Consider the following 23,392-nt stretch of genomic DNA (forward strand, 5'->3'; position numbering starts at 1 on the left):
CGCATGGGTGCTCGGCTGCGTGTGGTTCTTGATCAGCTGACGCATGTCGTCGATGCCGATCAGGCGTCCGCGTCGACGGATCTCGCCGCCGCACTCGTCGCCACCGCGCCGTCGGGATGCACGGTGGAGGCCATCGTGCCGTCGGGCGCAGACGTGCCCGTTCCGGGGATCTCCGACGTGCGCAGGCTGTCTCTCGCTCGCCGGGAGCTCGCCGCGTCGTGGCAGATGGGGATCGTCCCGGGAGTCGGCGGGGGACTGATCCACTCGGCGACTCTGATGGCGCCCCTGGTTCGTCATGACCGCGTGCACGACCACGATCAGACGACCGTCACCCTCTGGGGCCTGCAGGCATGGGAGGCGCCGGAGTCGCTGTCGAAGACGACGGTCGCCTGGCAGCGCGGCATGCTCAAGAGAGCCGCCAAGCACGCGGACGCCGTCGTCGTCCCGTCGCACGCGATCGCGGAGCGTCTCGCGGAGATCGCGAAGCTCCGCAATCGCATCCGCGTCATCCCCGGGGCCGTGCCGTCGGGATTCGTCGTTCCGCTCGATGCCTCAGCACGCCGAGCATCGTTGTCGCTTCCGTCCGGCTATGTGGTTCTGACCGGATCCGCAGACACGCTCGATCTCGGTTTCCGCGCAGCTCTCGCCTCGGGGAAGCACGCCGTCGTGCTCGACGCCCCGGAGGGATCGGAGCCGAAGCTGGCCGAGATCGCGGCCGCCGCCGGACTGCCGGAGTCGCGAGCGCACATTCGGGGCCTGCTCTCTGCCGACGACCGCGCTGCCGTCTTCGGCGCGGCCTCGGCCATGATCGCCACCGGCACGTGCGGGGCCTGGCCATGGCGCGTCGTCGAGGCGATGACGCTCGGCGTCCCGGTCATCGCCGTCGAGAGCGGGGTGCACCACGACGTGATCGCCGACGGGGGCGCGGTGGTCGCACCTGCCGACCTCTCCGACGCCGTGGTCGACGCCGTCGGCGCGGGCGCGCGCAGACTGAGCGTTCTCGCCGCTGATCGCTCCCGCTCGTTCTCCTGGCTCGGCGCGGCCGAGCGTGTCTGGGGCCTGCACGCCGATCTCTGAGGTGCTGAGCGCCCGCTGTGTCTTCGTCCGACACGCCGTTTCGCAACGTCCGATTTCGCGCAACAGTGGCATCATCCTGCAACTTCCGTCACACTGGTCACATGTCTCGACGTGCCCCACGCTCTCGAAACACCATGAGGATGCCCCGAATCCTCGCCACCTTCGTCGCAGTAGCGGCGCTCGTGGTCGGTGTCACCGTCCCTGCTGAGTCCGCGTCTGCGGTGACTTCGGCCTCGACCGGAGTCGTTCAGGCGCGAGACGTGAAGACGACGCTCGCGGGCTTCAACGCGGGCAATCTCATCAGCGATGCCGTCTTCACCAAGAAGAACTCGATGACCGAAGCGCAGATCCAGTCGTTCTTCAACAGCAAGGTCTCGAAGTGCCAGTCCGGCTACGTCTGTCTCAAGGACTTCCGGATCACGTCGGTCACTCGCCCCGCTGACGCGTATTGCAAGGGGTACACGGGCGCAGCGAACGAGACAGCGGCGCGCATCATCTATCGCGTCGCGCAGTCGTGCAACATCAATCCCCAGGTGCTCATCGTCATGCTCCAGAAGGAGCAGGCGCTGATCACGCACACGTGGCCGAGCGCATGGCGCTACAACATCGCGCTGGGTCAAGGATGCCCCGACACCGCGCCGTGCGACCCCGACTTCATCGGCTTCTTCCACCAGATCTACGGTGCTGCCCGGCAGATGCAGATCTACATGGAGGGCAAGTGGTTCCAGTGGTATGCGCCCGGCAACACCTGGAATGTCCTGTACAACCCGAACGCGGCGTGCGGCTCGGGTCGGGTCTACATCGCGAACAAGGCCACCGCGGCTCTCTACTACTACACGCCGTATCAGCCGAACGCGGCCGCCCTCAAAGCGGGGTACGGGCTCGGCGACAACTGCTCGGCGTACGGAAACCGCAACTTCTACAACTACTTCACCGACTGGTTCGGTCCGACTCAGGGTGCGCCGGCGGCAGTTCTGCCGACGCTTGCCTCGGCCAACACCTCGAACTATGTGGTGACCGTGGATGCTTCCGGGGTTGCCTGGGGCTACCCGTTCGGGAAGAAGGTCTGGGGCAACCGTGTGCAGATGGCGACTGGCCTCGGTGATGTCACGTCGTTCTTCGGCGCGGGCGATCTCAACGGCGACGGGCACCGTGACTTCATCTCGGTGCAGAAGAACGGCACGGTCTCGGCGCTCTACGGCAACGGGACCACGAAGTTGTCCGCTCCCGTCGCACTCGCGGGGGACTGGCGCGGCGTGACCTCGGTTCTGCCGGCCGGCGATTTCAACGGCGACGGCATCCCCGACCTGTTCACGACCGACGCGGCCGGCACCCTCCATCTCCGCAGCGGTGACAACAGAGGCGGATTCCGAGCACCCACGGTCGTCGGCACAGGATGGCAGTCGATGAGCATGCTCATCGGGGGCGTCGACATGAATCGAGACGGGCGCAGCGATCTCATCGCCCGCGACTCGACCGGCCGCCTGCTTCTGTATCCCGGAAACGGCCGTGGTGGATGGGGCACGAGAGTCCAGCTCGGTTCGGGATGGTCCGGCATGACGTCGATCTTCAGTCCTGGTGACTTCACCGGCAACGGGACGCCCGACATCCTCGCGCACACGGCATCCGGCGCACTGCTCGCATATGAGGGTCGAGGGGCTGCCTCCCTCACGAGCGCGGGATCCGTCGGCACCGGGTGGAATGCCTTGAAGACGAAGGCATCGGCCGGCGCCGCGGTCACCGCTCCTCGCGCGCTTCCCGCAGGCTTCGGCAACGTCGACCGCGCAGGCGGCAACGACATCGTCGCCCTCACGTCCTCCGGAGAACTGCGACTCTACGGCGGCAACAACGCCGGTGCTTGGCGGTCCTCGAGCACGCTCATGAAGGGCTGGAACCCCAAGGACACCGTGGTGTCGATGGGTGACTTCACCGGTGACGGTCGCGCAGATCTCGGGCGTATCGACGCCGCCGGTGTCCTGACGCTCTATCCGGCGAAGGGGAGTGCCTTCGGCACGCCCGTGCGCATCGGTCACGGCTGGAACGCATTCGCTCATGTGATCGGGGGAGTCGATTTCGATGGGGACCGGCTTCCTGACGTCATCGCGGTCGATTCCTCCGGCAACATGCTGCTCTACCGCGGTGATGGCAAGGGTGGGTTCCAGGGTGCGGCGACCTCGATCGGCAAGGGGTGGGGGGCTGCGGCGACGATCATCAACGCCGGCGACTTCACCGGGGACGGTCGCACCGACCTGATCGCCCGGATGGACGACGGAACTCTTCGGCTCTACCCGACCAACGGCAAGTCCGGCTTCGGCACGTCGACTCAGATCGGCAAGGGGTGGGGCGCGATGACCGAGCTCGTGGGCCCCGGAGACTTCACCGGAGACCGTAGGGCCGACCTGTTGGCGATCCGCACCGATGGAGGGCTGTTCCTCTACACCGGCAACGGAAAGGGCGGATGGGCATCGTCCGGCCAGATCGGCAGGGGATGGGGTGGGATCGTGAGCGTGGGCTGACACGCCCCCCGTGGCGGCGAACTGTCAGGCGGTCGCATGGGATAATGGGTGCCGCGGTCGATATCGCCGCGCCATCAAGTGAGTGGGCCTGTGACAGACACCCGAGATTTCTTCACCGCCGTCCCGCGTTCCGAGTTCGAGACACCCGGCACCAGCCGGGGCCTGGTCGACGTGGTGCGCTGGCGTTACCTCCTGAATCTGCTGGTCCGCACCGGCGTCACCACGCGGTACCGCAACTCCGTGCTCGGCTGGACCTGGTCGTATGTGCGACCGGCTGCGCAGTTCCTCGTGTTCTGGGTGGTGCTCGGCCTCTTCATGAACCTCGACCGCGGGATACCGAACTACGCGGTCTACCTCTTCTCCGGGATCGTCGTCATCAACCTCTTCTCCGAGGCCTTCAAGAACGCGACGACATCGATCGTGGGCAACGCGCCCCTGGTGCGGAAGGTGTTCCTGCCGCGGCAGCTGTTCGCAGTCTCGGCGGTCATCGTCGCCTTCGTGCATTTCCTGCCTCAGGTCGGACTTCTGCTGGTGGTCTGCCTCCTCCTGGGGTGGATCGTGAACGTCTCCCTGCTCTCGATCCTCGCGATCCTCGCGGGGATGCTGATCGTGATGCTGTTCGCGCTGGGCCTCGGCCTGTTCTTCGGCGCGATCAATGTACGATTCCGAGACGCCGAGAACATCGTCGAGCTGCTGTTGCTGCTGGCGACGTGGGCGTCGCCGGTGCTGTACGCCTGGACACAGGTGCAGGATGCGGTCGTGGACAAGCTCGGGTGGCCCCAGTGGCTCGTCGAGGTCTACATGCTCAATCCGATCACGCAGGGCGTCGAGCTCTTCCACTACGCCTTCTGGCGGCCGGTCACCGACACGGCGCTCCAGCTGCCCCCGGGCCTCGCGTGGAACACTCTGTGGACGTTCCTCATCGCCGTCGGCACGCTGCTGTTCGGCCAGTTCGTGTTCCGACGCCTCGAGGGAAGGTTCGCACAAGACCTATGAGCGATCAGTTGGCGCATAAGCCGAGCATCATCATCGACGGTGTGCGCAAGCGCTTCACCCTCAATCACGCGTTCTCCCTCAAGGACACCGTCGTCGCCTGGATCAAGAGACGCAAGCTCACGAGCGAGTTCGAAGCGCTCAAGGGCCTCGATCTCGTGATCGGCGAGGGCGAGTCCGTCGCCATCCTGGGCTTCAACGGCTCCGGCAAGTCGACCCTGCTCAAGCTCATCTCGGGCGTCATGGAGCCGGATGACGGCGAGGTGCTGACCCGTGGTCGTGTCGCCGGACTCATCGAGGTCGGCGCCGGATTCCACCCTGAGCTGTCCGGTCGAGAGAACGTCTTCCTGAACGCCGCGATCCTCGGCATGAAGCGGCACGAGATCGAAGCGCGTTATGACGAGATCGTCGCCTTCAGTGAGATCGAGCAGTTCATCGATCAGGAGGTCAAGCACTACTCATCCGGCATGTTCATGAGACTCGCGTTCTCCGTGGCGATCCATGTCGAGCTCGATGTGCTTCTGGTCGACGAGATCCTGTCAGTCGGCGACGCGCCCTTCCGCGAGAAGTGCCGCCTCAAGTTCGAAGAGCTCATCGCGCAGGGCAAGACACTCGTCGTCGTGAGCCACGACATGGAGATGGTGCGCGAACTCTGCGGGCGAGGCGTCGTGATCAACAAGGGCGAAGTCGTGTACGACGGCGAGGTGGAGGGCGCGATCGCGCTGGTGGACGCATGATCCTGCATTGGCTGGCAGAGACCCCGGCGCTTCTCGTCGCGACAGCTGTCGTGTTCGTGCCGGGGATGCTCGGGCTCTACGCGATCGGGCTCCGAGGCCTCGCGCTGCTGGCAGCCGCTCCGATCTTCGGCGTCGCCGCGACAGCCGTGCTCGCCCTGGTCTTCGGCGCTGTCGGAGTGCCGTGGTCTCCACTGAGCTGGACGATCGGGGTCCTCGTGCTCGTCGGAGCCTCGTGGGGGGCGGGGCGCCTGCTGGGGGCCGAGCCGCATAGGACGAAGGTCGAGGGACCGGCATGGTTCCTGCCCTCCGCGATCGGGGTCGGAATCCTGATCGGCATGTCGCGCCTCATCGCGTACATCGTCGACCCCGCCGGTATCTCGCAGACGAACGACGCCGTGTTCCACATGAACGCCGTGCGGTTCATCGTCGAGACGGCCGACGCGTCCTCCCTCCATGTCAGTGAGGTCGTGGGCGGGTCCGGCTTCTACCCGGCGGCCTGGCACGCTCTGGTCTCGCTGATCGTCGGTTTCACCGGCACCAGCATCCCGATCGCCGCGAACATGCTCACCATCGTCATCGGCGCACTGATCTGGCCACTGGGCATCGCATGGCTCTCGCTGACGATCACACGCTCGCGTGCGGTCGCGGCGTATGCCGCAGTGCTGTCGTCCGCTCTGCAGACCTTCCCGCTGCTCATGTTCCAGTGGGGCGTGCTCTTCCCCAACGCTCTCTCCACCGCACTCGTGCCCGCCGCCGTGGCGTGGGTGATCCTGCTGGCTCAATGGCCGGCTTCGGACCGCGTCCGGCGATTCATCCGCGCGACCCTCGTCGTCGCGGTCATCGTCGCGGCACTCGCGCTGTCGCAACCCGCAGCTCTGCTCGTCTGGGCGGCCATCTGCATCGTCTGGGCGACGTTCCAGCTGCTCAGCGTCGTACCGAGAGAGGGGCTCGCGCGGCGCATCGGACTCGTCGTCGTGCTGTGGGCTGCACTCGGGACGGTGTGGTTCGTGCTCGCGAAGGGCACCAGCGGGTCTCACTGGCCCCCTTTCCGAGGCAAGCTCGAGGCGTTCGTCGATGTTCTCCTCAACGGCCAGGTGCTGATCCCGTTCGCGTGGGCCATCAGCGTCCTCGCTCTCCTCGGCGTGGTCGTCGCAGTTCGCGACACGAGTCTCCGCTGGCTCGTCGGCACGTGGGCCGGGGTGTCCGCGCTCTACATCCTGGTGGCATCCGTCGGTCATCCGATCGTGCGCGATCTCCTTCTCGCCCCGTGGTACGCCGACCCCTACCGTCTGGCGGCGCTCGCACCGATCGCGGTCGTACCACTCGCGGCGATCGGCGCGGATGCGATGACGAGGTGGATCGCCGGGCGCCTCCGCCCCGGCGTGGCCGATGCGAAAACCGCGCCGATCGGTGTGGCGGCCACGGTCGTCCTCATGCTGGTCCTCGTGCTGGTGCGACCCGTCGCGATGCCGGCCTTCCTGGACGGCACCTTCGATCGCGAGTCACGCTATGTGCTGACATCCGACACGTTCCTCGATTCCGGCGAGCGCGAGCTGCTCGAATCACTCCCGACGCTCGTGGAACCTGGTTCGCGCGTGATCGGGAATCCCTCGACGGGCACCGGATTCGGGTACATGCTGAGCGGCGTCGATGTCTACCCCCGCACGTGGTCGCAGCCCACATCTGCGGCATGGGCTGTGCTCTCCGAACGACTCCGCGATGCGGGTGACGACACCGAAGTCTGCGACGCGCTCGCGACCCTCGGGGACCCGCGGTATGTGCTCGATTTCGGCTTGGGTGAAGATGGTCCAGGTCGTTATGAGCTGCCCGGAATGACCGACTTCGAGGGTCAGGACGGCTTCGAACTCGTCGCTGCCGAGGGGGACGCGTCACTGTGGCGGATCACGGCGTGCGGACCGTAGGCCTTCCGCACGCCCGGCTAGGATCGAGATGATGGGTGCGACAGAACAGCGTGTCCTCGTCGTCATACCGGCGTGGAACGAAGAAGAGTCCGTCGCGGGCGTGGTCGGCGACGTCGTGGCTGCGGTTCCCCGCGCCGTCTGCGTCGTCGTGGACGACGGGTCGACGGACTCCACATCGGAGGCCGCCCGCAACGCGGGAGCCGTCGTTCTGACGCTGCCATTCAACCTCGGCGTCGGCGGCGCGATGAGGACCGGATTCCGCTATGCACGAGCCAACGGCTTCGAGATCGTCGTGCAGGTGGACGCGGATGGTCAGCACGACCCGGCCGCCATCCCGTCACTGATCGACGCTCTGAAGGACTCGGATCTCGTGATCGGAGCCCGCTTCGCGGGAGTCGGCGACTACAGCGTCGCGGGACCGCGGCGCTGGGCGATGAGGATGCTCGCCGGGGTCCTGAGTCGCGTCACCCGCGGACGGCTGACCGACGTCACGAGCGGCTTCAAGGCCTCGGGACCGCGAGCAGTGCGGTTGTTCGCCGACAACTTCCCCGCCGAGTATCTCGGCGACACGATCGAAGCACTGGTGATCGCCGCGCGCGCGGGTCTGGGCATCCGCCAGGTGCCGGTGGAGATGCGCGTCCGGCAGGGCGGCGAGCCCTCGCATCATCCTGTCAAGGCAGCGATCTATCTGATCAGGGCCTGCGCGGCGTTCGGGCTGGCGATGATGAGGCCGCGCACTCGTCTGGAGGGGATCTCGTGAACGGTGTGACCTATGCCTTCGGCATCGTCGCCGCGCTCGTCGCGCTGTTCGCGATCGTCGAGCTCATGCGCAAAGGCACGCTGCGCGAGCGCCATGCGGTGTGGTGGTTCTTCGGCGGCCTGTTCGCCCTCGTCATCGCGGTGTTCCCCCAGACTCTCACCTGGGCGGCCAAGGTACTCGGTGTCGCGGTACCCTCCAACCTCGTCTTCTTCGTCGCGATCGGACTTCTCTTCCTGGTGAGCCTTCAGTACGGAGCCGAACTCACGAGGATCGAGGCGCGGATGCGAAACCTCAGCGAGCACGCGGCTTTCGTCGATCAGCGTCTGCGCGTGCTCGAGCAGTCGACCCCGCGGGTCGACGCCGTGAGGGGCGATGGTGATGCGGAGTCGCACGGCAGCAGTTCCGCCGCACGCCCTGACGGCGACGATCCTGAGGACGTGGACCGGTGAACGCCCAGAACTCGGAGCAGCCGATGCGGGTGACCATCGTCACCCGCATCTTCACGCCGGAGCCTTCCGCCGGTTCTCTGCGGTTGCAGGCGCTCACGGACGAGTTGGTCCGACGCGGTCATGACGTGCGGGTGATCACGACCAGGCCTCCCCGCTGGATCCCTCTCGAACCGTCTTCGGGGGAGAGGATCTCGCGCTGGCCCGTCCTCCGGGATCGCGACGGCTACGTGCGCGGATACCTCCAGTACCTGAGCTTCGACCTCCCGCTCGCCTTCCGGATGCTGTTCGGGCGGCGGACGGATGTGTACGTCGTCGAGCCTCCTCCGACCACCGGGGCTGTCGCACGGGTGCTCGCATGGATCCGCCGCCGCCCCTACGTCTATTACGCGGCGGACATCTGGTCCGATGCCGCTCACATGACGGGCGCTGCATCCTGGGTCATCGGTGCCGTGCGGATGGTCGAGAAGCTGGCTCTCCGGCATGCGGCGGACAACCTCGTCGTCTCGGAGGGCGTCGCCCTCCGGATCGAAGAACTCGTCCCAGGCGCGGCGATGACGCTGGTGGGGCACGGAGTCGACACGGACCTGTTCTCCCCTGTCGGAGGCAGGGTGACCGCTCCGTCGGATGTGGTCTACGTGGGAACCATGAGCGAGTGGCATGGCGCCGGAGTCGCGATCGACGCGCTGGCCATCGTGATGGCCGAAGATCCTTCGGTCACGGCGACGTTCATCGGCCAGGGCGCGGACCGCCAGTCGCTCAAGGACACCGCGGCTCGACACGGCATCGACGATCGCGTGCAGTTCCTCCCGCCGTTGCCTGCTGAGGAGGCGGCTCAGTGGGTGCGGTCCGCGAGGGTGGCCCTCGCGACCCTCAAGCCGGGAGCCGGCTATGACTTCGCCGTACCGACGAAGCTGTATGCGGCGATGGCCGTGGGAACACCCGTCGCCTTCAGTGGGCCAGAGCAGCTGCAGGCTCTTGTGACGAAGGAGCGACTCGGCGAGGCGGCATCCTTCGATGCCGCAGACTACGCGCGAGCGATCTCAGCGGTGCTCGCACGCAGCGATGGAGCGCCTGTCGATCACCTGACCGATTGGGCCGTCCGCAACGTGTCCGCGCGATCGGTGGCCGAGAGGGCGGCGGATGCCGTGAGCCGCGCCGTTCTCGACGGTACGGATCGACGAGCGTGACCGCGCCCCAGCAGGCTCGCAGACACCCACAGATAGAATCTCAGATTGTCGTCCACGCGATCCGACGATGCCGACCCGAGGAGTTCCATTGACACTGCGCAGCCACGTGCGGATCGTAGATTCCGCTGATGTCTCACCCGACGCCGTCATCGGTGACGGCTCGTCCATCTGGCACCTAGCGCAGGTGCGGGAGGACGCGCAGCTCGGAGAGAACTGCATCGTCGGGCGCGGTGCCTACATCGGCACCGGCGTCGTGATGGGCGACAACTGCAAGGTGCAGAACTACGCGCTGGTCTATGAGCCGGCGAAGCTGGGCGACGGTGTCTTCATCGGGCCCGCTGTGGTGCTCACCAACGACACGTACCCGCGTGCGATCAACGCGGACGGCACGATCAAGAGCGCGCACGACTGGGAGCCGGTCGGCGTGACCATCGAACGCGGCGCCGCGATCGGAGCGCGCGCCACCTGCGTGGCGCCGGTGACCATCGGTGCGTGGGCGACGGTGGCGGCCGGCGCCGTCGTCGTGAAGGACGTTCCGGCGTATGCGCTGGTGGCAGGCGTGCCTGCGCGTCGCATCGGCTGGGTCGGCGAGTCCGGCGTGCCGCTCGTGGCCGGCGAGGACACGAACATCTGGGTGTGCCCGACCACGGGCGATCGATTCTTCGAGACTGACGGAAAACTGACCAAGGAGACCGTGTGAGCGAGTTCATTCCCCCCGCAAAGCCCATCATCGGCGACGAGGAGCGTGAGGCCGTCGACCGCGTCCTGCGCAGCGGCATGGTCGCGCAAGGCCCGGAGGTCGCGGCCTTCGAGAAGGAGTTCTCCGAGCATTTCGTCCCAGGTAGGCCGTCGGTCGCCGTGAACTCGGGCACGGCCGGCCTCCACCTGGGGCTGCTGGCGGTCGGGGTCGGTGCGGGCGACGAGGTCATCGTCCCGTCTTTCACCTTTGCGGCCACCGGCAACTCGGTCGCCCTCACCGGCGCCACCCCCGTGTTCGTCGACATCGAACCGGACACCTTCTCGCTCGATCCTGAGGCGGTCGCCGCGGCGATCACCCCGCGCACCAAGGGCATCCTCCCCGTGCATCTGTACGGTCACCCGGCACGCATGCGTGAGCTCGAGACTCTCGCGACCGAGCGCGGCGTGGCGCTGTATGAGGACGCCGCTCAGGCGCACGGCGCGGCGCTGGACGGTCGACCGGTGGGGTCGTTCGGCGAGTTCGCGATGTTCAGCCTGTACCCGACGAAGAACATGACCAGTGGCGAGGGCGGCATGGTCACGACCGCGACCGACGAGATCGCTCGTCAGGTGAAGCTTCTGCGCAACCAGGGCATGGAGCGCCAGTACGAGAACGAGGTCATCGGTTTCAACGCGCGGATGACCGACATCCACGCGGCGATCGGTCGTGTTCAGCTCACCAAGGTCGACGCGTGGACGCGCCAGCGTCAGCAGAACGCCGCGTTCCTCGACGCGAACCTGCGGGGCGTCATCGTCCCGCCGGTCGCTGACGGTGCCGTGCATGTCTACCACCAGTACACGATCCGTGTTCCGGAAGACCGCGACGGCTTCGTGGCCGCGCTCAAGAGCGAGCACAACGTGGGAGCGGGCGTGTACTACCCGATCCCCAACCATCGACTGCCCTCGCTCACGCACTTCGCGCCGGGACTCGACCTTCCGGAGACCGAGCGTGCTGCTCGCGAGGTCGCGTCGTTGCCGGTGCACCCGTCGCTGAGCCAGGACGACCTCGAGCGCATCGTCGCCGCGGTCGACTCCGTCGCGAAGGCCGGCGCCTGATGACGCTGCGCGCAGGGCTGCTCGGCGTCGGCATGATGGGGCGTCACCACGCCCGCGTGCTTCGCGAGATCGACGGCATCGACCTGGTCGCGATCGCCGATCCCGGCGGAGATCCGCACGGGGTCGCCGGAGACCTGGCGATCCTTCCTGACATCGAGGCACTGATCGCCGAGGGCATCGACATCGCTGTCGTGGCCGTTCCTACCCGGTTCCACGAGGACGCGGCGTTGAAGCTCGCGGCGGCCGGAGTCCACACGCTGGTCGAGAAGCCGATCGCCCACAGCATCGATGCCGGACAGCGCATGGTGGATGCCTTCGCCGCTGCCGGGCTCGTCGGCGCAGTCGGCCACATCGAACGCTTCAACCCTGCGCTGCAGGAGCTGCGTCGTCGTATCGAGGCTGGTGATCTGGGCGCGGTCTATCAGGTGACGACCCGTCGTCAGGGCCCCTTCCCGTCACGCATCGCCGATGTGGGTGTCGCCAAGGACCTCGCATCGCACGACGTCGACCTCACGGCCTGGGTCGTGCAGAGCGACTACGAGCGCGTGTTCGCGCAGACGGCGTTCAAGAGCGGGCGTGAGTACGAGGACATGATCTCGATCACCGGGCGCACCGCGTCCGGCGTGATCGTGAACAACATCGTGAACTGGCTCAGCCCCATGAAGGAGCGCGTCACGGTCGTCACGGGAGAGAAAGGCGCATTCGTCGCCGACACCTCGACGGGCGACCTCACGTTCTATGCCAACGGCACGATCCCCCTCGAGTGGGAGTCCGTGTCGTCGTTCCGCGGGGTCTCTGAAGGAGACGTCACGCGCTACGCGTTCGCCAAGCGCGAGCCGTTGCGCGTCGAGCACGAGGCCTTCCGCGATGCCGTGCTCGGGCAGCAGACCGACGTCGTGACGATGGAGCAGGGCCAGCGCACGCTCGCGGTCATCGAGGCTGCCCTCGAATCCGCGCGCAGTGGCGCTGTGGTCCGCCCAGAAATGGCGCTGTGATTCTCATCGCGAACTCAGAAGCGGGGTGCCGGTCGTGAAAGCGCTCTGGTCGACGCTGAAGGAACTCCTCGAGCTGCTGCCTGGGGATGCCCGCGCATTCCTCATCCGATACTCCGTGTCATCGTCAGCGCTCGCGCTGATCGACATCCTCGCGCTCGGACTCCTCGCTCTGATGATGGCGCCGCTCGCTTCGAACCAGCCTGTCCGGCTCCCGATCATCGGTGTGGTCCCGCCGGACAACGTGATCTGGGTGCTCGCGGGCGCCTGCGCGCTCATGGTTTTGAAGTCGCTGATCGCACTCGCGCAGCAGTGGTACGTCACTCGGCGGATGGCCCACTTCGAACTGGCGATCGGCGATCGTCTCTTCAGCGCCTACATTCGCGCTCCGTGGCTCGAGCGCATGAAGCGCAACTCGGCTGAACTCGTTCGCATGGCCGATGTCGGCATCGCCAACACGACGTCCGGGCTGCTCCTGCCCGTCGCTTCGTTGCCGTCTCAGGTCGTGACGTTCTTCTCCGTACTGGTGGTGCTGTTCGTCGCTCAGCCGATGATCGCCGTCGCCACCATCGTGTACCTCGGCATCGTGGCTGCGCTGCTCTATGGCTGGGTATCGCGAAGGGCTGTCAAGAACGGCCGGATGAACCGCGATTTCTCGTTCCGCACGGCGACGCTCATGACCGAGATGGTGCAGGCGCTGAAGGAGATCACGCTCCGCGACAAGGCCAGCGAGGTGGCCGCGCTGGTCAACCAGAACCGAGCGGTCGCGGTCAAAGCCCGAGCGACGATCGGCTTCCTCGGCGCGATCCCGAAGTTCGTGATCGATTCGGCCGTCATCATCGGGTTCCTGATCATCGGTGGTGTCGGTTTCCTGACAGGTGGACTCAGCGGTGCGTTCTCGTCCATCGCGCTGTTCGGTATCGCGAGCTTCCGAATGGTGCCGTCGATGCTGCAGTTCCAGGGTGTGATGACGTCCACCGCATCGACCCTCCCGCACGCGAGGGCGGTGATCCGCGACATCAAGGCGGCAGAGGGCTACATCCGCAAGGCGGAGGTGATCGGAGACGGAGCGCTGCAGGAGCACCCTGTGGAACTGGTCTTCGAGGATGTCGCCTTCACCTACCCCGGGTCTGACGAGCCCGCTCTGCGGGATGTGAATCTACGGATTCCGTTGGGTTCACACATCGCGTTCGTCGGGGCATCCGGAGCCGGGAAGTCGACGATGGTCGATCTGATCCTCGGTCTGCTGACCACGAGGTCGGGACGGATCCGTCTGGACGACACGGACCTCGCCGACGTCCTCGGCGCATGGCGCAGACGCGTGGGCTACGTCCCGCAGGACGTCGCGCTCTTCGACGGGACGGTCGGGCAGAACATCGCCCTGACCTGGAGCGAGGAGTATGACAGGGACGCAGCCTGGCGCGCGGCCAACGGGGCGCAGCTCGATTCCGTGGTGCGGGCCCGCGCAGGGGAGCTGGACGCTCAGATCGGTGAGCGCGGACTCGCTCTCTCCGGTGGCCAGCGTCAGCGTCTCGGAATCGCGCGCGCGCTCTACACCGACCCTGTGGTGCTCGTCATGGACGAGGCGACGTCTGCGCTCGACACCCAGACCGAGGATGCGGTGACGTCGGCGATTCGCGAACTCCGTGGCGCAGTCACCGTGATCACCGTCGCACATCGACTCGCCACGGTTCGGGACGCGGACATCGTGTGCTTCTTCGCCGGGGGCAGGATCGTGGCTCAGGGAACGTTCGACGAGGTCGTGGCGGCGGAGCCGGAGTTCGCTGCGCAGGCTCGGCTCGCCGGTCTGGCGTGAGAGCAGGTCAGCGGGAGATCCGCCGATAGGTCTCCTGGATTCCGGCGATCTGTCCGGGGGCCGTGTGGTTCTCCAGCGTCCAGCGCTGGGAACCGAGTTCCCGTGCTGCGGACTCGGGGTCTGCGAGGTCGTCCATGATCGCCGAGAAGACGGCGTCCACATCCCCGTTCCTGATGGGCAGAGGTCTTCCGTCCGGGCCGGGGTAGTGGTCGCCCACGGCCGCGAGGGGAGCGCCGATCGCCATCGCCTCCAGTTCGGAGACGGACAGGATGCGTGTGGCCTGTCCGACGACGACGGATGCGTTGGCGAGGAACTGCAGGTAGTCGGCGTGGGGTGCCTTCGGGATGAGTTCCACGCCGAGACGTGCTGCGTCGCCGGCACCCGGACCCCAGTCGAGGCCTCGTACGGGGACACCTGCCGCGACCAACCTCGATGCGACCTGGAGCATGCCCTCCAGGCCCTTGACCTCTTCCCAGCGGGATGCGAAGGCGACGTAGCCCTGAGGATCCCATGAGGGCAGCGAGGACGGGTCGAACACCACCGGAAGATATTCGGCATCGGGGCGAGCGGTCGTCGCGTCCTCCGCGTTGTCCGGTGTCGAGTAGTAGACGTGCGCGGCGCCATCGATGTAGCTCTGCAACCGGGCATGCCTCTCGGGCTGGTGCCAGAGGGTGCGGATGTCCGTGCCGTGCAGGTGCAGCGCATACGGCCTAGTCGGGATGTAGCGGGGCGCGATCCGCGCGACGGTCGTGGCGTAGTGGACGTGGATCACGTCGGCTCGCGCGGCGGCGACGCCGATACGCGCGAGCGTCCGATAGGTCTCGAAGCGCGTCGGCCGCGACTGCCCAGGACGAACGGGGGGCCAGGTGAGCTCAGGAGGCAGAAGGCGCCACTGCAGTCCTTGCGCTCGCGCGGCCCTCACGAGGTTGGCGCCCACGAAGGCGCAGTCGTTCAAGTGCAGCACGCGTGGGTTGGTCGGCATGCACCCATGCTAAAGGGCGGGGGCGACCACCCGGACCAGGTCGATCGCGAAGGGAACCACGCTCGGCTTGATAGTCTTCATGGGTGCAGATCGTCGTAGTGACCACTTGGTTCCCGACGGACCGCAATCCCGGCGCCGGTTCGTTCATCGCCCGCGACGTCGCCGCTCTCTCCCAAGACCATGACGTGCGCGTCGTGCACCTGGTGCCTCCGGAACTCGATGACGGTTCTCGAGAGCGTCGGATCGGCTCGGTCCGAGTGCGATCGGTCCCGGTCGACGTGCGCACTCCGCGCGGGCTCGTGTCTTCGATGCGCGGGCTTCCGGCTCTGCTGGCGGGCAGCGACGTGGTTCACACCATGGCAGCACCTGGACTGCTGCCCTTCGTGGTGCGAAAGCCGTCGCAGCCCTGGGTCCACACCGAGCACTGGAGCGGAATCGCGAATCTGCGAGCATCGCCGAAGGGCCGTGCGGTCGGACCCCTCATCCGCCGGACCTTCAACGCTCCAGGCCGTGTGGTCGCCGTGAGCGACTATCTCGCTGATGCGATCCGTTCCTATCGGACGGCACCCGTCGACGTCGTCGGGAACATCGTCGATCTGCCCGATGCGGTCTCGACCGACAGCGCCCCGTTCTTCCGAGGCGACCGCCTGAAGGTCCTCGGCGTCGGCACCGTGAACTCCAACAAGGGGTGGCGCTTCGCTGTGGAGGCGATCAGGGAGCTTCAGGCCTCTGGAGTGCCCGCAGAGCTCGTCTGGCTCGGCGGAGGTCCCGAGTACGACGAGCTCGCGGCCGCTGATCCCGAGCACGTGCGTGCGCCGGGGCATGTTCCTGCCGGTGCGGTGGCATCGGCGATGGCTGAAGCGGATGTCTTCGTGCTCCCGACCGTCTCGGAGACCTTCTCGCTCGTCACCGTCGAGGCGCTCACCGCAGGGCTTCCCGTCGTCGCGACCGGGGTTGGCGCGCACGGGGCCTTCCTCACCCCCGATTCCGGGAGGCTCGTGCCGAGGGAGCCCCGCGCGATCGCAGAAGCACTCCGGACCGCATCCGCGCTCGATCGCACCGGTGTGCGAGCTCGCGGACTGGAACTGGCGGAAAGATTCGACGAGTCGAGTTTCCGACGTCGTTACAGCACGATCTATGAAGAGGTGGTTCGATGAGTGGCTCACGACGCGAGAACGCGGCAGCCCCGACCGTGGACATGATCGTGGCCGTGCACGACACGCGGCGGAACATCCGCCGCGCCGTGGGCTCGATCGTCGATGTCGAGGATCCGACGATCCGGGCTTTCGTCGTCTGCCACAACCTCACGCGTGAGGAGGTCGAGGAAGAACTCGCGCCACTGATCGATGCGCGCCCAGGGCGCATCCGGGTCGAAGTGCTTGCTGATGGCATCCCGAGTCCGTCCGGGCCCTTCAATTTCGGCATGGCCGCCTCAGACGCCACCTACGTCGGAATCATGGGTTCGGACGACGAGCTCGACCGCGACGCGATCTCGCAGTGGCGCTCGCGGGCCGAGGCGACGCAGGCGGACGCCGTGATCGCCAAGGTCGTGCGAGGACCCTTGCGGAATCTCGTCCGCTCACCACCCAAGCGGTTGTGGCGGACCGGCACGCTCGACTTCGCGCGGGATCGCCTCTCCTACCGGAGTGCTCCGCTCGGACTGATGCGACGAGATGCGATCTCGCGCCTCGATCTGCGGCTGCTGGACGGTGCCCGCAACGGTGGCGACCTGCCTTTCGTCACTCGCCTGTGGTTGGGCGGCAAGATCGTTCCTGCGTCGGGCCTCGCGGCGTACGTCGAACATGCCGACGCGCCGGTGCGGGTGACGCACGTCGCGAAGCCGGTGGCTGAGGAGCTGAGCGCGATCAAGGCGACTCTCGACGACGTCGTCGTGCAGGGGATGGGTATCCCCGAACGGACGGCGCTGGCCACCAAGCTGCTTCGACGCAACCTCACCGACTCCGTTCGCAAGCGCAGCGGGGGGAGCGCGTTCACCGCGGGGGACTGCGCAGCCATGGCGGAGTTCATCGGCCGCGTCGATGCGTTCTCGCCGTCGGCGCGGCACATGCTGTCTCGCGCCCAGGCTCGGATGTTCGATGAGCTCACCCGACCGGAGCCCGATCTCGCCGCGGTCGCAGAGCACGATGCGGCATCGAATCGGTACCGAACTCTCGATGCGATCCTGCCCGCCCGGGCGAAGTACCTTCTGCATCCGCAGGGGCAGCCTCGTTTCATGGCGGCGACGGCGCTCATCAAGGTCGGCTCGTCCCGGTACTTCCCCGCCGCCCGTGCCGTGTTCGTCGCCCTCGTCTCAGCCGCCGTCGTCGGCGTTCTGGCTCTGGCCTTCTGGCGCAGCTGAGCCGACCGGGCGCGTGTCCCGCTGACGCCGTGCCGAAGAAGAAGCCGCCTAGAATGGAACCCATGCGTATCGCCGTCGTCGCCCTCGGAAAGATCGGGCTTCCTCTCGCCGTCCAGTTCGCCGACTCCGGTCACGAGGTCATCGGTGTGGATGTGAATCAGAGAGCCGTCGACACGATCAACGCCGGTGTCGAGCCGTTCCCGGGCGAAGCGCACCTGCAGGAGAAGCTCGCCGAACTCATCCCCTCCGGACGCCTGCGCGCGACGACCGATTACTCAGAGGCCATCCCGGGAGCCGATGCCGTCGTGCTCGTGGCACCCGTCTTCGTCGACGACGAGACGTGGGAGCCCGACTTCAAGTACATGGACGCAGCGACGCGCTCGCTCGCCGAGCACCTGACCCCGGGAACGCTCGTCTCGTACGAGACCACGCTGCCCGTCGGTACCACACGCAACCGCTGGAAGCCGATGCTCGAAGAGGGATCGGGCCTGAAGGAAGGCGAGGACTTCTTCCTCGCCTACTCGCCGGAGCGCGTGCTCACCGGTCGCGTGTTCGCCGACCTCCGCAAGTACCCGAAGCTCATCGGCGCGCTCTCCGACGAGGGCAACCGTCGCGCACGTGAGTTCTACGAGGCCGTGCTCCAGTTCGATGAGCGGCCCGATCTCGCCAAGCCCAACGGCGTCTGGGACCTCGGCAGCACCGAGGCCTCCGAAATGGCGAAACTCGCCGAGACGACCTACCGCGACGTCAACATCGGCCTCGCGAACCAGTTCGGCCTGTTCGCCGCATCGCACGGCATCGACGTGTACAAGGTGATCGACGCCTGCAACTCGCAGCCCTACAGCCACATCCACCGTCCCGGCATCGCCGTCGGCGGACACTGCATCCCCGTGTACCCGCGCCTGTACCTGTCGACCGACCCCGACGCTGACATCGTCCGCGTCGCCCGCCAGCTCAACGCCTCGATGCCCGAGAGGCTCGTCGCGCAGGCTGAGGGGATCCTCGGCGACCTCAGCGGTCAGCGCGCCGTCGTGCTCGGCGCCGCCTACCGCGGCGGCGTCAAGGAGACCGCGTTCTCCGGTGTGTTCCCGACCGTGAAGGCTCTCAAGGACCGCGGAGCAGACGTCGTCGTGCACGACCCGCTGTACACCGATGAGGAGCTTCGCGGCCTCGGCTTCGAGCCCTACGAGATCGGCGGCGCGGTCGACATCGCGATCCTCCAGACCGACCACGCCGACTACAAGGAGCTGACTCCCGCGCAGCTGCCCGGTGTCAAGCTGCTCGTCGACGGCCGTGCGGCGACCGACGCCGCGCTCTGGGCGGGCACACCACGTCTGGTCGTCGGCACCGCCAGCTGACGGCAGCACGATGCAGACCGCTGGGCCCCTCTGAGAGGGGCCCAGCGGTCCATGTCACTCGTCGAGCACGGTGGTGATCTGGGAGAGAACTCGGTCGCTGACGACTGTCGGTCCTCCGAGCACGACGACGCGCACAGGGTCGAGACGATCGATCTCCGCGAGCACCGCGGCCGGCATCTCGGCGGGCCGGGTCAGCAGCACCGGGCCTCCCAGGCTTCCTCCGGCTGCCGCGCCCGTGAGCCCGTCGGCGAAGTTCAGGCCGCTCGCCACGTACACGACGGGAACTCGAGCCTTGGTGAAGGTTGCTTTCGACACAGACACCGCGGTGTCGTAGCGGGTGCTGCCCCCGAGTCGGCTGGTGGTCGTCGTGACACCGGTGGAGAGGCGCGCGCGCTTGAGAACCGCATCGCTGACGGAACCCGACCCTCCGAGCGCGACGATCCTCGCCGGATGGAGCTTCTTGAGAGCGGCGACCGTGTCGGCGGGAAGCACATCGCGGGTCGTCAGCAGAATCGGTGCATCGACGAAACCTGCGGCAGCGGCTCCGGCGAGAGCGTCGGGGAAGTTCGTCCCACTGGCGAGATAGATCGTGCGGGGAGGAGCGGAGTCCCAGAACCCCGAGATCGCCGCGGCGGTGGCGTACCGATTCTTACCGCCGACGCGATAGGCGCCCTCCGTCGTCGACGGCCGTAGTTGATTGATGACGTTCTCGCTGACGACGGCGGGTCCGCCGGCGACGAAAGCCCAGCCCGGCTCCAGCGCGTCGATCTCGCGTGAGGTCGACGCCGGCAGCGATGCGGCGGGTGTCAGCAGCACTGGGCCGTCCAACGCGCCCGCTGCGGCGGCCAGCGCGAGAGCGTCGGGGAAGTTGCGGCCGTTGGCGACGAATGCCGCTGTGATCCCGGCGGAGGGGAACGCATCGGCCGACACCGCGACCGCGGTCTCGTAGCGGTCGGCGCCGAAGACGCGCTGCACCGAGGAGTGCGTGGTCGTGAACTCCAGAGGGATCGAGAACTCTCCGGTTCCCTGGGCGTTCACCGCTGCCACCTGGAATGTGTAGGTGCTGTCGGGCGAGAGATCGAGCACGGTCACACCGAGTGCAGGGGTGGACCACACGACTTCATCGATGACCGATCCACCCTGAAGCAGCTGCAGATGGTAACCGGTGACGGGAGAACCGTTGTCGGCGGGTGCCGACCAGGTGATCCTGGCGCTCGTGGACGTCCGCTCACGTGCCACGAGGCCGGAGACCCGGGCGGGGGCGGCGGCCGCCAGGGGCATGATGTCCGAGGTCTGTGTACGTGCCAGATCCCCTGGCGCGGTGGCCGATGGCCGGAACCGCGAGGAGATGCCGTCACGAGGCTCGAGCGACGAGCTGCTCTCCAGATCGGGCAGTGCGGGTTCGTCGGCCGGTGCGGCCTGGGCGGCGAGCGGAAGCGCCAGCGAGAATGTCACGGCGGCGATGAGAATCGCGGAACCGCGTCGGTGCGAGCGAGATGGCATGGAGTCCCCGGTTTTTCTGTAGATGCCTCGACCGGTCGATGCGCGGAAGCGCCGATCCGCGACGGCGATGTCGTGTCGTCATCGGGAGTGTATCGGTCTCGAGGCGATCGTCGACCAGCCATCGGTGAACGATGCCGGACATCGACGAGAACTCCAGAAAGCGTGACAGTCGTCCGGTGGCGCGGCCGAGACTCACAGCAACGCGCCGATACGATGGTTCTCATGGATCTCCTCGTCGTCGGCTCGGGCTTCTTCGGCCTCACCATCGCAGAACGGGCCGCGAACGCCGGCCGCAAGGTCACGGTCATCGACCGTCGTCACCACATCGGCGGTAACGCCTACAGCGAGGCCGAGCCCGAGACGGGGATCGAGGTGCACCGCTACGGCGCGCATCTGTTCCACACCTCCAACGCCACGGTGTGGGAGTACGTCAACCGTTTCACGTCGTTCACGAACTACGTGCACCGGGTCTACACCACCCACAAGGGCACGGTGTTCCCGATGCCGGTGAATCTCGGCACGATCAACCAGTTCTTCCAGTCGGCGTACACGCCCGACCAGGCTCGTGCCCTCGTGCGCGACCAGGCGGGGGAGTTCGACGTCAAGTCGGCGGCGAACTTCGAGGAGAAGGGCATCGCCCTCGTCGGGCGCCCCCTTTTCGAGGCGTTCTTCCGCGACTACACGGCCAAGCAGTGGCAGACCGACCCGCAGAAGCTCTCGGGCGACATCATCAGCCGCCTGCCGGTGCGGTACACCTACGACAATCGCTACTTCAACGACACGTGGGAGGGCCTGCCGACCGACGGGTACACCGCGTGGCTCGAGCGGATGGCGGATCACCCGAACATCGAGGTGAAGCTGAACGTCGACTACTTCGACGAGTCGCAGCCGCTGAACAAGAAGGCGAGCGTCGGTCAGCTGCCTGTCGTGTACACGGGTCCCGTGGATCGCTACTTCGACTACAACGAGGGCTCGCTGAGCTGGCGCACGCTCGACTTCGAGCAGGAGGTGCTGAACATCGGTGACTTCCAGGGCACGAGCGTGATGAACTACCCGGACATGGACGTGCCGTACACGCGGATCCACGAGTTCAAGCATTTCCACCCGGAGCGCAAGGATGTCTATGAGTCCGACAAGACGGTCATCATGCGCGAGTTCTCCCGCTTCGCGAACCGTGAGGACGAGCCCTACTACCCGGTGAACACCCCGAGCGACCGCGATGGCCTGCTGGCTTACCGCGAGCTCGCCAAGGGAGAGAAGGACGTCCACTTCGGTGGACGCCTCGGAACCTACCAGTACCTCGACATGCACATGGCCATCGGCTCGGCGCTGTCGCTGTGGAACAACTCACTCTCGTAAGCTGGGGATCGTGAGTCACGCTGCTGTCGGGGCGCCCGGGACGCCCCGGCGCTATCTGCATTCCCTGTGGCTTCTGTCTGCCCGGGATCTGAAGGTCCGCTATTCGACGAGCCTCCTGGGTTATCTGTGGTCGGTGCTCGATCCGCTGGTCATGAGCGCGATCTACTGGTTCGTCTTCACGCAGATCTTCCATCGCGACGTCGGCGAAGAGCCCTACATCGTGTTCCTGATCAGCGCTCTGCTGCCGTGGGTCTGGTTCAACGCGTCAGTGTCGGACTTCACCCGTGCCTTCAAAAAGGACGCCAGGCTCGTCCGTTCCACCGCGATTCCCCGATCGATCTGGGTCAACCGCATCGTGCTGAGCAAGGGCATGGAGTACCTGTTCTCCCTCCCCGTGCTGGCGGCGTTCGTCGTGATCAACCTGCTCGTCGAGCAGAACCCCGCATTCAGGGTCGAGGTCGGCTGGGGCATCCTCTGGATGCCCGTCGCCATGATCCTCCAGACGGTCCTGCTGGTGGGGCTGGGGCTCCTCGTCGCCCCCCTGTGCGTCCTGTACGTCGACCTCGAGCGGACGACGGCGCTGATTCTGCGGGCGATGTTCTATGCGACGCCGATCATCTACAACGTCACCGATCTTCCCGGGGCGTTCCAGACACTCGGCGCATTCAATCCGCTCTCCGGGATCTTCATGCTCTACCGGATGCCGTTCTTCCCCGATCAGTGGAACCCGTTCACGCTGCTGGTCAGCGTTGCGATGAGTCTGGTGATCCTGGCACTGGGGATCTGGGTCTTCCGGGCCATGGAACGACCCGTTCTGAAGGAGCTGTGATGTCGGCCGCGATCGAGGTCAAGGGACTGGGCGTCCGCTTCCGACGCAACCGCCGGGGGCAGCGGAGCTTCAAGGACCTCTTCGCAGGAGCATCGCGGCGTTCGCGCCCCGGCGAGTTCTGGGCGCTGCGCGACGTCTCGTTCACTGTGCAGGCGGGTGAGTCGATCGGCGTGGTCGGCCGGAACGGCCAGGGAAAGTCCACGCTTCTGCGCCTTGTGGCCAAGGTTCTGCTCGGCGACGAGGGGACGGTCACGGTCAACGGCGGAGTCGCTCCTCTGATCGAGATCACCGGTGGCTTCGTCGGAGACCTCACGGTGCGCGAGAACGTGCGCCTCACTGCCGGTCTGCACGGTATGTCGCGCGATGAGGTCTCGCGTCGGTACGACGACATCATCGGGTTCGCAGAGCTCGCCGGCTTCGAGGACACGCCTTACAAGCACCTGTCGAACGGCATGAAGGTACGCCTGGCGTTCTCTGTCGTCTCGCAACTCGACGAGCCGATCCTTCTGGTCGACGAAGTGCTGGCAGTCGGCGACAAGGCGTTCCGGGAGAAGTGCTACAAGCGGATCGACGAACTCCTCGCGGACGGCCGGACGCTGTTCTTCGTCAGCCACAACGAACGTGACCTGCGCCGATTCTGCACGCGAGGGCTCTACCTCGACAAGGGCGCGCTCGTGCTCGACGCTCCGATCGCGGATGTCCTCGACCGGTACAACGCCGACTACAACTCCTGACCCACGCGCCCCGGACGACGCGCGA

General features: G+C 66.7%; 20 protein-coding genes. 18 read left to right on the plus strand and 2 right to left on the minus strand.

All coding sequences use genetic code 11. The features are described from left to right. The first annotated feature begins 3 nt into the window (after positions 1-3). The 12 genes from JOF42_RS08820 (at position 4) to JOF42_RS08875 (ending at position 14,243) form a co-directional block, all read left to right on the plus strand. Complete coding sequence (locus JOF42_RS08820) at positions 4-1,077, plus strand: glycosyltransferase (RefSeq protein WP_210097519.1); 1,074 nt, start codon at positions 4-6, stop codon at positions 1,075-1,077. A gap of 140 nt (positions 1,078-1,217) precedes the next feature. Further along, entirely contained in the window at positions 1,218-3,593 is a 2,376-nt protein-coding gene (locus tag JOF42_RS08825) for an FG-GAP repeat domain-containing protein (protein WP_210097520.1), read from the plus strand. A 90-nt stretch (positions 3,594-3,683) separates the two neighbouring features. Then, positions 3,684-4,589: an ABC transporter permease gene (locus JOF42_RS08830; protein ID WP_210097521.1), complete on the plus strand. Its 906-nt coding sequence runs from the start codon at positions 3,684-3,686 to the stop codon at positions 4,587-4,589. Continuing rightward, complete coding sequence (locus JOF42_RS08835) at positions 4,586-5,323, plus strand: ABC transporter ATP-binding protein (RefSeq protein WP_210097522.1); 738 nt, start codon at positions 4,586-4,588, stop codon at positions 5,321-5,323. Before JOF42_RS08830 ends, JOF42_RS08835 begins: the two co-directional genes overlap by 4 nt. Then, positions 5,320-7,245 carry a DUF6541 family protein gene (locus JOF42_RS08840; protein WP_210097523.1) on the plus strand — a complete coding sequence of 642 codons (1,926 nt, stop codon included), beginning with the start codon at positions 5,320-5,322 and terminating at the stop codon, positions 7,243-7,245. The genes JOF42_RS08835 and JOF42_RS08840 overlap by 4 nt, the downstream gene beginning before the upstream one ends. Positions 7,246-7,276: 31 nt before the next feature. Beyond that, on the plus strand, positions 7,277-8,005 hold the full coding sequence (locus JOF42_RS08845) for a glycosyltransferase family 2 protein (protein ID WP_210097524.1): 729 nt from the start codon (positions 7,277-7,279) through the stop codon (positions 8,003-8,005). After that, the gene (locus tag JOF42_RS08850) at positions 8,002-8,454 is read left to right on the plus strand and encodes a DUF2304 domain-containing protein (RefSeq protein WP_210097525.1); all 453 of its coding nucleotides are present in this window, start codon (positions 8,002-8,004) and stop codon (positions 8,452-8,454) included. Before JOF42_RS08845 ends, JOF42_RS08850 begins: the two co-directional genes overlap by 4 nt. Then, a complete protein-coding gene (locus tag JOF42_RS08855; RefSeq protein ID WP_210097526.1) occupies positions 8,451-9,641 on the plus strand; it encodes a glycosyltransferase family 4 protein in 1,191 nt (396 codons plus the stop codon). The genes JOF42_RS08850 and JOF42_RS08855 overlap by 4 nt, the downstream gene beginning before the upstream one ends. A gap of 88 nt (positions 9,642-9,729) precedes the next feature. Then, positions 9,730-10,341, plus strand: a complete 612-nt coding sequence (locus tag JOF42_RS08860; RefSeq protein WP_245340763.1) for an acyltransferase — start codon at positions 9,730-9,732, stop codon at positions 10,339-10,341. Next, complete coding sequence (locus JOF42_RS08865; RefSeq protein WP_210097528.1) at positions 10,338-11,435, plus strand: DegT/DnrJ/EryC1/StrS family aminotransferase; 1,098 nt, start codon at positions 10,338-10,340, stop codon at positions 11,433-11,435. The genes JOF42_RS08860 and JOF42_RS08865 overlap by 4 nt, the downstream gene beginning before the upstream one ends. Then, on the plus strand, positions 11,432-12,430 hold the full coding sequence (locus JOF42_RS08870; RefSeq protein ID WP_210099144.1) for a Gfo/Idh/MocA family protein: 999 nt from the start codon (positions 11,432-11,434) through the stop codon (positions 12,428-12,430). The genes JOF42_RS08865 and JOF42_RS08870 overlap by 4 nt, the downstream gene beginning before the upstream one ends. Positions 12,431-12,455: 25 nt before the next feature. Continuing rightward, positions 12,456-14,243, plus strand: coding sequence for an ABC transporter ATP-binding protein (locus JOF42_RS08875; protein ID WP_307803572.1), 1,788 nt, complete (start codon positions 12,456-12,458; stop codon positions 14,241-14,243). Positions 14,244-14,250: 7 nt separating this feature from the next. On the opposite strand, the gene JOF42_RS08880 is transcribed toward JOF42_RS08875, so the two are convergent. Beyond that, positions 14,251-15,225 carry a glycosyltransferase family protein gene (locus JOF42_RS08880; protein ID WP_210097529.1) on the minus strand — a complete coding sequence of 325 codons (975 nt, stop codon included), beginning with the start codon at positions 15,223-15,225 and terminating at the stop codon, positions 14,251-14,253. Between the two features lie 83 nt (positions 15,226-15,308). Between JOF42_RS08880 and JOF42_RS18210 the strand changes: the two genes are divergently transcribed. The 3 genes from JOF42_RS18210 (at position 15,309) to JOF42_RS08895 (ending at position 18,942) form a co-directional block, all read left to right on the plus strand. Continuing rightward, positions 15,309-16,382, plus strand: coding sequence for a glycosyltransferase (locus JOF42_RS18210; RefSeq protein WP_210097530.1), 1,074 nt, complete (start codon positions 15,309-15,311; stop codon positions 16,380-16,382). After that, the gene (locus tag JOF42_RS08890; protein ID WP_210097531.1) at positions 16,379-17,584 is read left to right on the plus strand and encodes a glycosyltransferase; all 1,206 of its coding nucleotides are present in this window, start codon (positions 16,379-16,381) and stop codon (positions 17,582-17,584) included. Before JOF42_RS18210 ends, JOF42_RS08890 begins: the two co-directional genes overlap by 4 nt. 62 nt (positions 17,585-17,646) lie before the next feature. Further along, positions 17,647-18,942: a nucleotide sugar dehydrogenase gene (locus JOF42_RS08895; RefSeq protein WP_210097532.1), complete on the plus strand. Its 1,296-nt coding sequence runs from the start codon at positions 17,647-17,649 to the stop codon at positions 18,940-18,942. Between the two features lie 54 nt (positions 18,943-18,996). On the opposite strand, the gene JOF42_RS08900 is transcribed toward JOF42_RS08895, so the two are convergent. Next, a complete protein-coding gene (locus tag JOF42_RS08900) occupies positions 18,997-20,397 on the minus strand; it encodes a cell wall-binding repeat-containing protein (protein ID WP_210097533.1) in 1,401 nt (466 codons plus the stop codon). A 270-nt stretch (positions 20,398-20,667) separates the two neighbouring features. On the opposite strand from JOF42_RS08900, the gene glf reads away from it, so the two are divergent. Genes glf through JOF42_RS08915 form a run of 3 tightly spaced genes read left to right on the plus strand, consistent with a single transcriptional unit; the run spans position 20,668 to position 23,367 of the window. Then, positions 20,668-21,804 carry a UDP-galactopyranose mutase gene (glf, locus tag JOF42_RS08905; RefSeq protein ID WP_210097534.1) on the plus strand — a complete coding sequence of 379 codons (1,137 nt, stop codon included), beginning with the start codon at positions 20,668-20,670 and terminating at the stop codon, positions 21,802-21,804. A gap of 10 nt (positions 21,805-21,814) precedes the next feature. Beyond that, positions 21,815-22,633 carry an ABC transporter permease gene (locus tag JOF42_RS08910; RefSeq protein ID WP_210097535.1) on the plus strand — a complete coding sequence of 273 codons (819 nt, stop codon included), beginning with the start codon at positions 21,815-21,817 and terminating at the stop codon, positions 22,631-22,633. Continuing rightward, positions 22,633-23,367, plus strand: a complete 735-nt coding sequence (locus JOF42_RS08915; RefSeq protein ID WP_210097536.1) for an ABC transporter ATP-binding protein — start codon at positions 22,633-22,635, stop codon at positions 23,365-23,367. Before JOF42_RS08910 ends, JOF42_RS08915 begins: the two co-directional genes overlap by 1 nt. The last annotated feature ends 25 nt before the right edge of the window (positions 23,368-23,392 follow it).

The organism is Microbacterium phyllosphaerae, from assembly GCF_017876435.1.
Taxonomy (GTDB): Bacteria; Actinomycetota; Actinomycetes; order Actinomycetales; family Microbacteriaceae; genus Microbacterium; species Microbacterium phyllosphaerae.

What these genes read in the sequence shown, in the direction of transcription:
- JOF42_RS08820 (WP_210097519.1), top strand. Translation starts at nt 4, where the DNA reads ATGGGTGCTCGGCTGCGTGTGGTTCTTGATCAGCTGACGCATGTCGTC.
- JOF42_RS08825 (WP_210097520.1), top strand. Translation starts at nt 1,218, where the DNA reads ATGCCCCGAATCCTCGCCACCTTCGTCGCAGTAGCGGCGCTCGTGGTC.
- JOF42_RS08835 (WP_210097522.1), top strand. Translation starts at nt 4,586, where the DNA reads ATGAGCGATCAGTTGGCGCATAAGCCGAGCATCATCATCGACGGTGTG.
- JOF42_RS08840 (WP_210097523.1), top strand. Translation starts at nt 5,320, where the DNA reads ATGATCCTGCATTGGCTGGCAGAGACCCCGGCGCTTCTCGTCGCGACA.
- JOF42_RS08845 (WP_210097524.1), top strand. Translation starts at nt 7,277, where the DNA reads ATGGGTGCGACAGAACAGCGTGTCCTCGTCGTCATACCGGCGTGGAAC.
- JOF42_RS08880 (WP_210097529.1), bottom strand. Translation starts at nt 15,225, where the DNA reads ATGCCGACCAACCCACGCGTGCTGCACTTGAACGACTGCGCCTTCGTG.
- JOF42_RS08890 (WP_210097531.1), top strand. Translation starts at nt 16,379, where the DNA reads ATGAGTGGCTCACGACGCGAGAACGCGGCAGCCCCGACCGTGGACATG.
- JOF42_RS08895 (WP_210097532.1), top strand. Translation starts at nt 17,647, where the DNA reads ATGCGTATCGCCGTCGTCGCCCTCGGAAAGATCGGGCTTCCTCTCGCC.
- glf (WP_210097534.1), top strand. Translation starts at nt 20,668, where the DNA reads ATGGATCTCCTCGTCGTCGGCTCGGGCTTCTTCGGCCTCACCATCGCA.
- JOF42_RS08915 (WP_210097536.1), top strand. Translation starts at nt 22,633, where the DNA reads ATGTCGGCCGCGATCGAGGTCAAGGGACTGGGCGTCCGCTTCCGACGC.